Origin of the sequence: Spirosoma sp. KNUC1025, assembly GCF_045160025.1 — a bacterium.
GTDB lineage: Bacteria > Bacteroidota > Bacteroidia > Cytophagales > Spirosomataceae > Spirosoma.
Map to the genome: position 1 here is coordinate 5,403,845 of NZ_CP087139.1, position 13,449 is coordinate 5,417,293.

General features: G+C 48.9%; 13 protein-coding genes and 2 pseudogenes. 12 read left to right on the plus strand and 3 right to left on the minus strand.

Going from position 1 to position 13,449, the window contains the following annotated elements:
* Positions 1 to 69: 69 nt before the first annotated feature.
* From LN737_RS23645 to LN737_RS23670, 6 genes are all read left to right on the plus strand, one after another.
* Positions 70 to 1,296, plus strand: a complete 1,227-nt coding sequence (locus LN737_RS23645; protein WP_405512562.1) for a trans-acting enoyl reductase family protein — start codon at positions 70 to 72, stop codon at positions 1,294 to 1,296.
* Positions 1,297 to 1,776: 480 nt separating this feature from the next.
* The gene (locus LN737_RS23650) at positions 1,777 to 2,256 is read left to right on the plus strand and encodes a hypothetical protein (protein ID WP_405512564.1); all 480 of its coding nucleotides are present in this window, start codon (positions 1,777 to 1,779) and stop codon (positions 2,254 to 2,256) included.
* Between the two features lie 370 nt (positions 2,257 to 2,626).
* Positions 2,627 to 3,016, plus strand: coding sequence for a hypothetical protein (locus tag LN737_RS23655; protein ID WP_405512566.1), 390 nt, complete (start codon positions 2,627 to 2,629; stop codon positions 3,014 to 3,016).
* Positions 3,013 to 3,348: a hypothetical protein gene (locus LN737_RS23660; protein WP_405512568.1), complete on the plus strand. Its 336-nt coding sequence runs from the start codon at positions 3,013 to 3,015 to the stop codon at positions 3,346 to 3,348. The genes LN737_RS23655 and LN737_RS23660 overlap by 4 nt, the downstream gene beginning before the upstream one ends.
* 130 nt (positions 3,349 to 3,478) lie before the next feature.
* Entirely contained in the window at positions 3,479 to 3,841 is a 363-nt protein-coding gene (locus LN737_RS23665) for a YdeI family protein (RefSeq protein WP_405512570.1), read from the plus strand.
* An 85-nt stretch (positions 3,842 to 3,926) separates the two neighbouring features.
* On the plus strand, positions 3,927 to 4,517 hold the full coding sequence (locus tag LN737_RS23670) for an HD family hydrolase (RefSeq protein ID WP_405512572.1): 591 nt from the start codon (positions 3,927 to 3,929) through the stop codon (positions 4,515 to 4,517).
* Positions 4,518 to 4,543: 26 nt separating this feature from the next.
* Here LN737_RS23670 and LN737_RS23675 read toward each other — a convergent pair.
* Positions 4,544 to 5,526 (minus strand): annotated as a pseudogene (locus LN737_RS23675) (Gfo/Idh/MocA family protein).
* Between the two features lie 288 nt (positions 5,527 to 5,814).
* On the opposite strand from LN737_RS23675, the gene LN737_RS23680 reads away from it, so the two are divergent.
* Complete coding sequence (locus LN737_RS23680; RefSeq protein WP_405512574.1) at positions 5,815 to 7,614, plus strand: PQQ-dependent sugar dehydrogenase; 1,800 nt, start codon at positions 5,815 to 5,817, stop codon at positions 7,612 to 7,614.
* 87 nt (positions 7,615 to 7,701) lie between these two features.
* Here the strand turns inward: LN737_RS23680 and LN737_RS23685 are convergent.
* Positions 7,702 to 9,014 (minus strand): annotated as a pseudogene (locus tag LN737_RS23685) (aminotransferase class V-fold PLP-dependent enzyme).
* 477 nt (positions 9,015 to 9,491) lie between these two features.
* On the opposite strand from LN737_RS23685, the gene LN737_RS23690 reads away from it, so the two are divergent.
* A complete protein-coding gene (locus LN737_RS23690) occupies positions 9,492 to 10,058 on the plus strand; it encodes a GIY-YIG nuclease family protein (RefSeq protein ID WP_405512576.1) in 567 nt (188 codons plus the stop codon).
* 106 nt (positions 10,059 to 10,164) lie between these two features.
* Here LN737_RS23690 and bla read toward each other — a convergent pair whose 3' ends face one another.
* Positions 10,165 to 11,070, minus strand: coding sequence for a class A beta-lactamase, subclass A2 (gene bla / locus LN737_RS23695; protein ID WP_405512578.1), 906 nt, complete (start codon positions 11,068 to 11,070; stop codon positions 10,165 to 10,167).
* A gap of 58 nt (positions 11,071 to 11,128) precedes the next feature.
* Here bla and LN737_RS23700 point away from each other — a divergent pair, with 58 nt between their 5' ends.
* The 4 genes from LN737_RS23700 (at position 11,129) to LN737_RS23715 (ending at position 13,368) form a co-directional block, all read left to right on the plus strand.
* On the plus strand, positions 11,129 to 11,386 hold the full coding sequence (locus LN737_RS23700; protein WP_405512580.1) for a sigma factor: 258 nt from the start codon (positions 11,129 to 11,131) through the stop codon (positions 11,384 to 11,386).
* On the plus strand, positions 11,365 to 11,976 hold the full coding sequence (locus LN737_RS23705) for a sigma factor-like helix-turn-helix DNA-binding protein (protein WP_405512582.1): 612 nt from the start codon (positions 11,365 to 11,367) through the stop codon (positions 11,974 to 11,976). Before LN737_RS23700 ends, LN737_RS23705 begins: the two co-directional genes overlap by 22 nt.
* Positions 11,977 to 12,084: 108 nt before the next feature.
* Positions 12,085 to 12,489, plus strand: coding sequence for a hypothetical protein (locus tag LN737_RS23710; protein ID WP_405512584.1), 405 nt, complete (start codon positions 12,085 to 12,087; stop codon positions 12,487 to 12,489).
* A 69-nt stretch (positions 12,490 to 12,558) separates the two neighbouring features.
* On the plus strand, positions 12,559 to 13,368 hold the full coding sequence (locus LN737_RS23715; protein ID WP_405512585.1) for an SDR family oxidoreductase: 810 nt from the start codon (positions 12,559 to 12,561) through the stop codon (positions 13,366 to 13,368).
* Positions 13,369 to 13,449 lie beyond the last annotated feature (81 nt).

Consider the following 13,449-nt stretch of genomic DNA (forward strand, 5'->3'; position numbering starts at 1 on the left):
ATTAGTTTTATTAATTCAGCATTTGTATGTAAAATATTTTTTGTGTTGATGATGTTTACCTTACGTCTCATGTCCAACTCTCCTACGTTCGATGTTGTCGTGTTTGGTGCTACCAGTTTTGTGGGCCAGATTATCACCCGTTATTTAATTGATCAGTACGGTGTTGATGGCGCCGTGAAATGGGCAATTGCCGGTCGGTCGGCAACGAAGCTTTCGGCTTTACGGACTACGCTGGGCGAGCCGGGTCAGAGGTTACCCATAATCGAAGCAGACGCACAGTCGGCGGAGAGTCTTACTCATTTGTGTATGCAAACCCGCGTGGTTATTTCTACCGTCGGGCCTTACGCTTTGTACGGGGAGCCACTGGTAAAAGCCTGTGCGGAAACCGGAACCGATTACTGCGACCTGACCGGCGAAGCGCATTGGATAAAACGCATGATCGAGCGGTACGAAACCCTTGCGCAACAAACAGGGGCACGTATCGTGCATTGCTGCGGCTACGATTCCATCCCCTCTGATATGGGCGTTTATTTTCTGCAACAACAGGCAAAAGAGCGGTTCGGAATGTATTGCTCAACGGTGACAATGCGGGTAAAGTCGGCCAAGGGTGGTGTATCAGGCGGTACGATTGCCAGTATGCTCAACCTGGTAAAAGAAGCCTCCAGCGACGCTACGTTGCGAAAAGAACTCGCTAACCCCTACTCCATCTGCCCGCCGGTTGATTATGTGCGCCCCAAACAGAAACCCGTTACGTCGGCTACTTATGATGAGGTAGCAAAAGCCTGGATGGCTCCGTTTGTCATGGCTGCCATTAACGAGCGCGTCGTACAGCGTTCCAATGCTCAGTTGCATTATCACAAAAACTTCACGTACAATGAGGCCATGCTTACAGGCAAAGGCCCGTTGGGTTTCCTGGGCGCTACGTCCGTCACGATGGCCATAGGTGGTTTTGTATTTGTCGTTGCGGTTCCGCCGTTACGTGGCTTCATAAACCTGTTTTTGCCCAAACCCGGCGAAGGGCCCAGCCCGGAAGCGCAACGAAACGGCTATTTTGTTCATGAAGTATACGGCCAAACAGAATCGGGACAAACTTTACAAGTTCGCGTTTCCGGCGACTGCGACCCAGGCTATGGCTCCACAGCTAAAATGATTGCTCAGGCTGGTCTTTCACTGGCGCAGGACATTTTAAAAATCGACAAGCCCGGCGGTTTCTACACACCAGCCAGCCTGTTTGGCGAACGATTGATCGAGCGTTTGCAAAGCCTCGCCGGACTGACATTTGAGGTGGTTACATAGGTAGCAACCTGGTAGTAAAGAATTTTCCCTCAAGTCGTATCGATATACCATCGATATAATTGCTTACCGACTCTGGACGAGTAATAGTATATGCCTACCTGACTCAAACCTGCAATGAGTTGGGTCGCTGCAATTTTTTTAGCCGTTTTTACTACATAATATCATAGAACTATGTATGATTGTGGTGTCATGTAACGAATTCCGGCAGACATGTCAAAGTGATTCCAGATAGAACATCGTTAAACTATTTCCGCTTGATTGTCAAGATGATATAGTTTAGCGATCTTTCGCCCAATAATATGTTGGGTGAACCGGCCAAGATATGAGTGCTAGCCGGGTTACCAGCGACAGGCCGCACGGCTCAAAAGGTTGGCTTTGGGCTCGTGGGTCGGGTTCCGGTTGACAGGGCGAACGCTCGTTTAGGATTGTCAGAAAAGTGAGTTAGCTAGGTTCTTTGCGACAAGCCAACATAAGTATAATATGAAACCACTGTTTTTAGCTCTGTCACTTGTTTTAACAACCCCCATTTTTGGGCAGACATTCACAGTGATACAAATCGATAGTATTGTGCGTAAAATTGACTCAACAAGTGGCTTACGGAATGCTATCGTCGATGGCTATTTTAAGAGCAAAGGAAGCAAAGGGCAAAAGGGTGGCTTTTCAGATACGTTCTGGGTTACTTCCTCAGATAATAATCTAGTGAAAGTAGAACGAGGAGAGGCTTTGAATCAATTTATTCTTAAGGCTTATTACTTCTACAATAATGACCTGATTTTCGTAAAAAGCTCTACCTATGAAAGCCAATTGTCAAGTAAACGTATTTCAGAAGGTGATTACTATTTTAGTGCTGGTGTTCTGTTAGCAAAACGAGAGAAAGACGAACCGTTTTTCAGACCTGAGGATTTTGTGAAGCAGGCAACCGAATACTTGATTGACGCAAAATCACTTTTCAAACTGTGATCTGTAGGCTACATACGTTTTTACCCGCTCCGCGTGGGTGGGTTACCGCTGACAAGACGCTCGTCCCGTAGGAAGGTTGCAAGCCGACCAACTGGATGTGTAAAGGTTCCGATACGTATGTTCATCGAGCTTTGCACCCCATCAACACCCGTTGGCGGTAGTTGATGGGGTGCAAAGCTGTACGTGTTTGCCTTCCTCAAACGCCTGAAAATTCGCTGCTTAGGCCGGACTTTCAGGCGTTCGTTTCCAGCTCCGCTTGACACGAAAAACACTTTGATTCAGCCGCTTCTGTTTTTAACTTTCGTTTCTGCTTTCCGCTTACAGGACAAGAGCCGTGATTAACGAACTTTGACAAACAGCCCAAGGCGATATGAGTAAAGTAATGATCATTCAGGTAAGCAGTGGTCGTTATATGCTGTTTACCATACACAGCCAGGCTATTACCCTGGCCATTTTTATTGTACTCTTTCTGAGTTTGCAGGATGCGATCGGCCAAAAAGTGGGTGATCCGGTTCATCCTATCATTTCAGTTGAACCAAATCCTGTTTTGCCTTTTTATGACCGTCTTGATAAAGTGTCGAGAAGTAGAGAGTTAATCGCTACATCTGAATTTACTTCGTCCTTCGATTGGCTGGTAGGCGTCTGGACTGTGAACGCTACCGGGTACGCAAAAAACGGCTTCAAACAAAAGAAGATATTCAGTTGGCAGGAACCCCCCAGCGTGAAATTTTCTTTGATAGCCATCATACCTTTTATATGACATTCAAAGACAGCACGGTTACAATCATGACAAAGGACGGCAAGAAGTCTTCTCCCTTTTTGCCCCAGATTTTGCTACAATATGATAAAGCTTCACAGGTATGGGCGTTCAAGGGGGGCTATGATTGGGGTTCAGAAATAGCAACAGGCTGGATAGGCAATAAGATTGTGTTTAGGGGTAGTATCTCTTTAGCAGGCCTCAAGATAAACGAACGGCAAAACTGGGTAAAGCTTTCCGATAAGGAGTTCCATATTACGTATGAAGAACAGTTGCGCAATGGGAGCTGGTTTGTTTCGGAAACGAATATCTATAAACGAGTAGAATCAAATTAACAGGCAGCACAGTGTATAATGCACGTTTAGTTGATTATGCGCCCCGGTGGGGCAGGCCAGTTGACCAACCGGAAGACATGAACAAGACGTACGCTTGGTTAGTTGGTACGCTAAAAAGATTGTAACCATCGTGGAAACCAAAGACGGCATACCGACTTTTTTTGCCCAGTCAACTGATGAGTGGCGCGACTGGTTAGCTCAATATGGGCAGCATCAAAAATCGGTTTACCTGATTATTTACAAGAAGGGCAGTAATCGCACCAGTATCAAATGGCACGATGCCATTGAACATGCGCTGAGTTTCGGTTGGGTTGATAGTAAAGCGGTCAAACGGGATGAGCAGAGCGTATATTTAAAATTCACGCCCCGCCATCCAAAAAGTCAGTGGGGGCCCATGAACAAAAAGCGTGCGCAAAAACTAATTGATGCCGGTTTGATGCGGCCAGAAGGTCAAAAGCTGATCGATTTGGCCATGGAGTCAGGCAACTGGTAAAGTACAGTCCAACTGGCTCATACGATGGGCGGTGTTATTGGTGTAGTTTTGTGGATCAGGCCGGTGGATTTATTTAGAAAAGAAGATGAAAACGGACAATCTGTTAAAGCAGGTCGAGTTTATCAAGGAAATTGACAAGCTCAAGTACATACAGCGCAAAACCCGGTTATTCAACAGCGACAGGCATGAAAATGATGCAGAACACAGCTGGCATTTGGCCATGATGGCCATTGTTTTAGCCGAGCATTCAGATGTTCCGATTGATGTGCTAAAAGTCCTTAAAATGGTGTTGATTCATGATATCGTGGAAATTGATGCAGGAGACACCTTTATCTACGACAGTCAAAAAAATCATACGAACACCAACGAAGAATTGGCCGCGGCAAAACGAATATTTGGATTGCTACCCCAGGAACAGGCTGATGAGTTTATTGCTGTCTGGGAAGAATTTGAGGAAGGGGCAACGCATGAAGCAAAATTTGCAAGAGCCATGGATCGGTTTGAACCACTGCTGCAAAATACCTCGAATGGTGGCGGTACCTGGGCGGAATTTGATATAAACTACCAAAAGGTATACGACAAGAAAAAAGCGATCAAAAATGGCTCGACTACAGTTTGGAAGTACGCGGAGACCTTACTCAATCAGAGTGTTGAAAGCGGAATACTGAAAAAGTAATGCAAAGCATGGCCGCGAAGCTGGCTTTAATCGCGCGCCGTAATCCAGTCAATGATCATATTTGACCGCGCTCCGGTTTCGCCTGTACTCGGACTTTTGCCTTCACCCCGTAGTTCGTCCACAATGAGCTGAATAAGTGGCTGCTGCACATGTTCAGGAAAGGGAATGGTGATTTCTTCGGTGCCCGTTTCGGTTTCTACGCTGATGAGGAATTTTTCAAAATACGAAAACGTGATTTTCCCTTTCGAACCAACAAGCTGCGTTTGTTCAATTCGCTGTTCTTTATTGACGGTCCAGCACCAGTTTCCGGTTCCCAATACGCCGGATTCGAACGCAAATGATGCAACGACCACATCGTCGGCCTGATACAACCCGGCCTGATTCCGGGCGATGCCACGGGCGGTTTTGATTGGCCCGAATACGTACTCCAGAAAGTCGAACTGGTGCGAAGCCAGATCATGAAAATGGCCGCCCCCGAAATTTCGGGCGAAACACGCCATCCGGGTGTGAGGTGCTCACTGACTTCGTTGGCATACGGTTGCCAGTTCAACGTAATGTTTACGTACCGAATGTCGCCGATGGTTTTCTGGTCAACCAATTCCTTTATTTTCAGAAAGTACGGTAGCGCCCGCCGATAAAACGCGACGAATAGCGGTACGCCCGTTTCCCGGCTTACCTGGTTCATAGCTTCACATTCAGCAGCATTGAGTGCCATTGGTTTTTCAACGTAAGCTGGCTTACCGGCACGCATTGCCCGAATGGCGTAGTCAGCATGGCTATCGGGTGGGGTTGCTACGTAGATAGCGTTTACATCTGGATCATGAATCAGCGCATCAGCATCAGTGTACCATTTCGGTACGTTATGGCGTCGGGCGTAATCGGCGGCTTTTTCGGCATCTCTCCGCATAACAGCGACTAACGACGAATGCGGCACTTTGTTAAACGCCTGGCCACTTTTCACCTCTGTTACGTCTCCGCAACCAATTATTCCCCAGTTGATCTGATCCATGAAATGTCGGGTCTGTGTCCTGCTAATTTTCGTTGCTCAATCTATTCAGGACAATACGCCTATAGAAAGCGGCAAACCGTCTATGTATAACCATGCTTCTGTTTTTTGGCTCATACCAAGACCGTATTCCTTTGGAAATTCACTTCGACGGGTTTACTCTTTTGCCCAACACCAACCAGTACGGTCAGTACGACAATTATCTGAGTCTGATAGGTAGCTTCCTGTCTGGAAACCTTTTATAACCAGATTTATTCCTTATTGAGTCAATGCAGACCGCCGGTATTTTTTATGGCAACACTTACATTTATTTTCTCTCCATCGTCAACGTTTACCGTTCTGCCCGTATCTGTTCCCCAACGGATGGCCTATCGGGTATGTTTGCTCTTCGGGCTGTGCCTGTTTCAGACAATTGCGCTGGCTCAGTCTCCGAAAAAAGACGCTCAGGCGGCTTACTCAACCAATAGTCAGACAATAGCTGCCGGCAAACAACTGTTTCAGCAACATTGCTCGGCCTGTCATAACTTCTCCCAGCGGGGTATTGGGCCTAATCTGGCTACGGTTACGTCTGATGTGTCAGCACAATGGATCAAAGCGTTTATTCATAATGCTCCCGAGGTTATTGCGCGTGGGGATGCCCGGGCGAAACAGCTTTTTGACAACTACAAACAAGCCATGCCTGCCTTTCAGCAGCTGAACAATACCGATCTGGATGCGCTGATGGCTTATATCCATGCCCAGCGACAACAAACGCCAATCCAGGACAATAGTGACCAACTTGGCCCTCCCCAAACGAATCCGATTGCGGCTGGTATAGCTTCGGCAGGGTTACGGCTCGATCTTACGGAAATGATGACAGCCCCTGCTACGTCTCAGAAAATTCCGCTGGCCCGTATCAACAAAATGCAGGTGATGCCCGGCCCCGGCAACCGGCTGTTTATTCAGGATATGCGCGGTACGTTGTATGAGATGGTCGGCAATTCAGTCCGTACTTTTATGTCGATCCCCAACGAACGGCCTGGTTTCATCAATGAACCCGGACTCGGCACGGGCCTGGGGAGTTATGCGTTCCATCCGGACTTTCAGCAGAACGGTCTGTTCTATACGACCCATACCGAAAAGGCGAATGCAGCCCCGGCTGATTTTGCCTATGCCGATTCGATCCGGGTATCGCTTCAGTGGGTACTAACCGAGTGGAAGCAAACCGACCCCACGGCTCCAACCTTCTCCGGGAGCGGTCGCGAGTTACTACGGATCAATATGGTGGCTCCCATGCATGGTGTACAGGAGATTACGTTCAATCCGCTTGCCAAACCGGGTAGTCCCGACTATGGTATGTTATACATCGGGGTTGGCGACGGCGGCTCGACCGAAAACAAAGCGTATTTTCTGTGTAAGGATCACAATCAGATATGGGGGAAAGTGCTACGTATTAACCCGAAAGGGCGGAACAGTAAAAACGGACGGTATGGCATTCCAGCCGACAATCCGTTTGCCAACGCAACCGATTCAGGTACGCTTCGTGAGGTCTTTTGCCGGGGCTTCCGAAATCCAAACCGAATCAGCTGGACACCCGACGGCACCATGCTGATATCCGACATCGGGCAGGCTCAACTGGAGGAACTAAATGTTGGCATCGCCGGGGCGGATTATGGCTGGCCCGAGCGCGAAGGAACCTTTGTGATGAACTATCAGGGCAAAATGGACCGGGTCTATCCCCTACCGGCCAATGATTCGGATTTTCACTATACGTACCCGGCTGTTCAGTATGACCACAACGAAGGCAACGCCATTTCGGCGGGGTTTGTGTACACAGGCTCAGCGGCTCCGGCATTACGTGGAAAATACGTTTTCGGAGACGTAGTGAATGGGCGAGTTTACTGCGTGGAAAGTTCGATGCTACGTTCTGGCAAACAGGCCACTGTGCAGGAATTAAGCCTCCGCGTTGCTGGCCAACCGACCACTTTCAGGCAACTTACAAACCGCACCAAAACCGACCTGCGCTTTGGCGTCGGCCCCAACGGAGACTTTTACTTTTACACCAAAACCGACGGGAAAATCTACAAACTAACGGGCTGCTCGCCGGAGTAAGTATTTAAAAACCCCTAAGTCCCCTAACGGAGACTTTGTCTAAGAACGAGCAAAGTCTCCTTTAGGGGATTTAGGGGTTTTTGATCTTTAGCTCTTTTTCTTGCTGGCAACGGCCTGTTTCTCGGACATGGCCGTAATGGCCGTAACTAAGCGATCCATGTCTTTGGGTGAATGATAGACGTGTGGCGTTACGCGTACCCCTTTGATGTTTTCCCACTCAATACCAACCGTGTGAATCTTGTAGGTATTTAACAACTGGCCGTCTATCTCGCTCGGTTTCATGCCGTCGATGGAGAACAGGGCAACGGCGCCGGCGTATTCAGGTTTGAACGAGGTGTGAATTTTCACGCCCGGCAGATCTTTAACCCGCTCCATCCAATAATTTTTGAGATAGTGAGCCCGCGCGAACTTCCGTGCCGACCCGATACTGTTGTGAAAATCGATGGCCGTTCCGATAGCCATTTCCGACGCAAACGAACGGGTTCCGAGGCTTTCAAACTTACGGATGTCGGGACCGTCGGGTTCGTTGTTGGAGAGCAGTGCCCACACATTCTTGATTTTCGGTTGCCGGATGTAGAGCATACCGCTACCAAACGGCGCACAAAGCCACTTATGTAAACTGGTCGCGTAATAATCGGCGCCGAGGTCAGGAATTTTGAAATCGAAAAGCGCAAACGAGTGTGCACCGTCGGCAATCACTTCGATACCGCGTTTGTGGGCTTCATCGGCAATTTTACGTACCGGCATTACCTGCCCGATCCAGTTGATCATGTGCGTTACGTGTACCACTTTTGTTCGGGGCGTAAACGCTTTAACGTACTGTTCAGCAAGTGCATCCTCGTTTTCGCTCGGAAGGCCCAGATTCAGATAAACCAGCTTAATACCGTCACGTTTTTCCCGCTGCTTCCAGGCGTTCAGCATGTTTGGGTAGTCCTGTTTGGTCAGCACTACTTCATCACCGGCTTTCAGATTCAACCCGAAAATAACCGTGTTCAGCCCCTCGGTTGCATTGCGATTGATGGCGATTTCGTCCGGCGAGCATCCCCCAGATCGGCCAGCTTGGCACGTAGCGATTCGCGTCCCTGATCCAGAATCCGCCACATGTAGTAAGACGGCGCTTCGTTGCAATACTGATAAAACCGGATGTGTGCATCCTGCACCACTTTAGGCTGCGGGCACACCCCACCATTGTTGAGGTTAAGCAGGTTGGGCGACACCGTATACTCTGATTTCACCCATGACCAGAAATCTTCATCCTGCGCCCACGCTGCGGCCGATTTCAATCCGGCATCGGCGGTGGCAATAGGACTGGCAAACGTTTCGGGGAGAAACGACGGGAGAGTCAACGCTCCGGTTGCTGCGGCTGCGGTTTGGCGAAAGAAGTTTCTGCGAGTAGACATGCGGGTTGTATGTGTGCGAGGATGAACGAGTTACGGTAAAACTACACGTTTACGCGTAAAAATCAAGGAGAACCAGCCAGCTTTTGGTTTTTAGGGCCAATAATGAGTCTGAAGCTCTGTATCTAGTGGCAAATCCACAACCCATTGCTGGAATTTCGCTGATTGTACCTCAGTCTACAGGCGGGCGTTACGTACCATTTCCGCCCTACGAAACAGACATCAAATCAGGCTAACTCGCCCCAACGTTTCCGATCCGCCTGAGCATCTCTTCCCCTATTCCACCTCTAAAAATACAGCCTGATTTCCTGGCAAAATAGCCGCTCGTCACGTCCTTTTTTGACCAGAACTCTGCCGCTCTTTTTATAGTCATCTCCCCATTTTTTCTCATTCATCGGAAAGGCCAAAAACAGCAAAAAAAGTGAAAAAATATAGGTATTTTTTGTTGTATATAAGTATTTTTAGTAGTATATTTAATACATGAAAAACGCCCTAAATACCCCCGAAAAGCACCTTGATTTAGGCCAGATTCTGGCCGATGCGACCCTGTTTCACAGCCAGCCCTGCATCTATTATCTCATCAATGAACAGGACCAGGTCATCTTTGTCGGACAGACAATAAACCTCTACGCACAGCTCCTGAATCATAAACTGACCGGAAAAAACTTTGCCCGGTTCAGCTACTTCCCCTGCCGCCAGGAAGAGCTGAACAAACTGGAGCAGGAAGCGATCGAGCAGTTTAAACCCGTTCATAACCAGCCCCCCGCTATCCGGTCAACATCGAGTTTTTTGAGCAAGCAGTTGATCTGTCTCAAGCACAACATTACCCCCGTTGCCTTCGAGTACCTGCGTAAATCTTTCGGACTGGAGTCAGCCCATTCGTATGGTAACATGAAGTATTACAAACCGGAGGATGTAGACGCCTGGCTGAAGCGTTTCAAAGGACTGGTCATCCGGGGAAGACACGTACTGCAGGCCAGCCCCAGCTATCTGGCCGTTGGAGTAAGTCCACGTACCAACCAGATTCAATTATTCAAAACCAGATGAACCAGCTACGTACTTTGCGTAGTGCCAGGAATTTACGTGGTGTCAGGTACTTAAGTGGTGTCAGTTTTTAGAAACTGACACCACTTAAGTACCTGTGAGTCGTTGATCATTTCCAGCTATCCCAGATTGCCTTTGCGATTTTAGCAATGACGGCTTCGCGTGTTGACTGATCAGCGCGGGCATCCGAAACAAACACAGCGATGGCGAGGTGTCGTCCATCTGGCAACGTAATAAGGCCGATGTCGTTGGTAGCAGCAGTCAGGCCATCAACAGTCCAGGAGGTGCCGGTCTTATGAGCGACTACGGTTCCGGTTGGCAATTGGCCTTTCAATCGCTGCAAACCCGTCTGGGTATCGGTCATTAATTTTAGCAGCAACGCCCGGCTGGACGCTGACAAGCCACGACCCATTTGCAAAGCCGCCAGCAACGCAACCGCTTCTTTCGGTTTAGCCCAGTTTCGATACTGCACCGCATTGTCACTTCCAATCTCTTTCTCGGTATTCGTAACTCGTATTCCTGTTATTCCAAGGGTTTTCAGGTAATTCATCACTACGTTCGGTCCACCTACAAGGCGCATCAGTACGTCGCTGGTCGAACCGTCGCTTTCGGAGACGGTATAGCGGAGCAATTCAGCAAGGGTTACGTCGGCACCCGTAGGAAATTTCTCGCGGAGAGGGCTGTGCTGCCGTTCGGATACGTACTCCGTTGGCTTAACGTGAATGAGTTGATCGAGTGTCAATTTGCCCTGATCTACCTGATGCAGTACGGCCATACCAATGGGCATTTTGTACACACTCTGCATCGGAAACTGCTCGTCCCCCTGTAACTCAACCGACTCGCCCGTCTCGAGTATTGTTGCCGCTACGCCTACGCGCCCCTGGGCAGTCTGAGCCATCTGCGCAATCTGATTGCGAAGGCGAGTCACCCGTGACGTTGACTGATTTTCAGTTGGTTGAGCGTACAACAGCGTTGAAAAGAGCAGCACTATCGGAATCAGGGCGTATTTATACATGCGGAATGGCTAATTTTCCACGAAAATATGTGTAAAACGCAGCGCACCAAAGCCGCTTATGACACCATCTGACGTTGCCAGTACGTATCGGCCCACGCTATTTTCAATCGCTTACCGTATGACAGGCGAAGTGATGACCAGTGAAGATATTGTTCAGGACGTATTGCTGAAGTGGGTAAATCGGTCATCGGAGAGTGTTCAGGATACGAAAGCGTACCTGGCAAAGAGCGTGATGAATTCGTCGCTGAATCATCTGGCGCAGGCAAAACGCCAGCGGGAAGCTTACAAAGGTATGTGGCTCCCGAGCCGGTTTTAGCGGGCCAGCAGGCCGTTGATGCCAAACTGGATATTTCGTATGGGTTCATGCTCCTCCTGGAAAAACTAACCCCCATGGAACGGGCTGTTTTCGTGCTGAAAGAGAGCTTCGATGTAAGCTATCCTGAACTGGCACAATTTTTCGATACGTCGGAAGCGAACAGCCGTCAGCTATATCATCGGGCCAAAGAAAAAATTCCGGAAGCCAACCGGCGTTTTGCGCTCGACCCGCAACGGCAGCAGGCGCTTCTGGAGGCTTTCACAAACGCCAGCCAGACCGGCAACATCGATAATCTGATTCAGCTGCTGAAATCCGACGTAGCGCTCTACTCCGATGGGGGTGGGAAAGTACCGGCTGCCATCAATCCGCTCTATGGCCGGGCTGTTATTGAACAGTTCCTGCGCTCAACGAACAGTAAATTTGGCCATCAGGTCAGCGTCAGACCGGCTCTGGTTAATGGCGAAATAGCCCTGTTGTTTACAAACATCGACAACCAGGCGATCAGTACGGTCATGGTACTTGAACTGGATGAAACCGGTATTCGTCAGCTTTTCTCCGTCCGCAACCCCGACAAACTGGCTCATCTGTAGCTTTTTAACGGCTACCATCCACAGTTGCCATAAAAAAATTACATAGCCCTGTCACAAAACGACAGGCTGGCTTGTCTTGCATGAAATTTTACGGAAACAGTCATGCTAATGCAAGCCAAACAACCACGCTGGGTCCAGTCCGTTCTGCTGTATCTGGCCGTTGCCAATAGCGTACCAGGTCTATGGGCACTATGGGTACCCCGCGATTTTTACGATTATTTTCCTGGCTTTGGCCGAACCTGGGTGGCCATTGACGGCCCTTACAACGAACACCTTATTCGAGATGTGGGGGCTTTCTTTCTGGCTCTTGATACCCTGTGTTTTCTGACACTGCTTGTACCTCGTCTGGTAACAGTCCGGGCTACGGCGATCTGCCTGCTCGTGTTCAACGTACCGCACCTGCTGTATCATCTGAATCACCTGCATATGCTACCTCCAATCGATCAGGTTGGAAACGTAGTGACGCTAACGCTGAATGTATTGCTTCCCGCCGTATTGCTTCGATTCTCCTGATACGTACCACGGCATGAACAACCTCAATAGTAGTTTACAACCAACTCAACTCGCAAATAAATACAACTCATGAATAAAGTTCTGGTTTTGGGCGGAACGGGCGTACTAGGCTCGGCCGTCGTTAATACGTTACAAAAGGCATCCGTTGATGTTCTGATCGGGAGCCGCACTCAAATCAAAACAGATTCGTACAGCACGGTTAACCAGTCGACCGGAATTCCCTGGACACATGTCGATCTGCTTACAGGCGAAGGATTACCGGAAGCCCTCACCGGAGTCGATACGGTTTTTCACTTAGCCAGTGCGCCGGGTAAAGTGGCGGGTGAATTTTTTGAAACCGTCATTACCCGCAATCTGCTGAAAGCCCTGAAACAATCGGACGTTAACCACTTGATTTATAGCTCCATCATCGGTGTCGATAAAATAAAGTATAGCTATTACCAGGCCAAATTCGCTGCCGAAGGATTGATTCAGGAGAGCCGGGTCCCTTACAGCATTTTGCGGGCAACGCAGTTTCATGATCTGGTCGATTTTGCCATAACCAAACTAATGAGTTTGCCCGTTGGCTTTGTCCCGGTGAAATTGATCGACCAACCGATTGATGTTGTTTCTATGGCCCAGGAACTATGCCGAATGGCTCAATCTGGCCCCCGACAAAGCATTGTGAATCTGGGTGGTCCGCAAGTACTCGATGCGGGAACGCTGACCCGTCTCTGGATGAAACACCGAAAGATGTCCAAACCAATCATACCGATTCCTATTCTGGGCAGTCTGATGAAGAGTTTCGCCAAAGGGGAACACACTTGTCCCGAAAAAGCGGTTGGCTCAAAAACCTGGGAAGATTATCTGCTTGACAAGTATGGGCCTGTTTCAGCCTAAACTCAGGTTTCTATTGCTTTTTGGGCGAAGAACTATAGCGCTAATCGTTTTCTGCTTATCTATGCAGACTACGCGATTAGC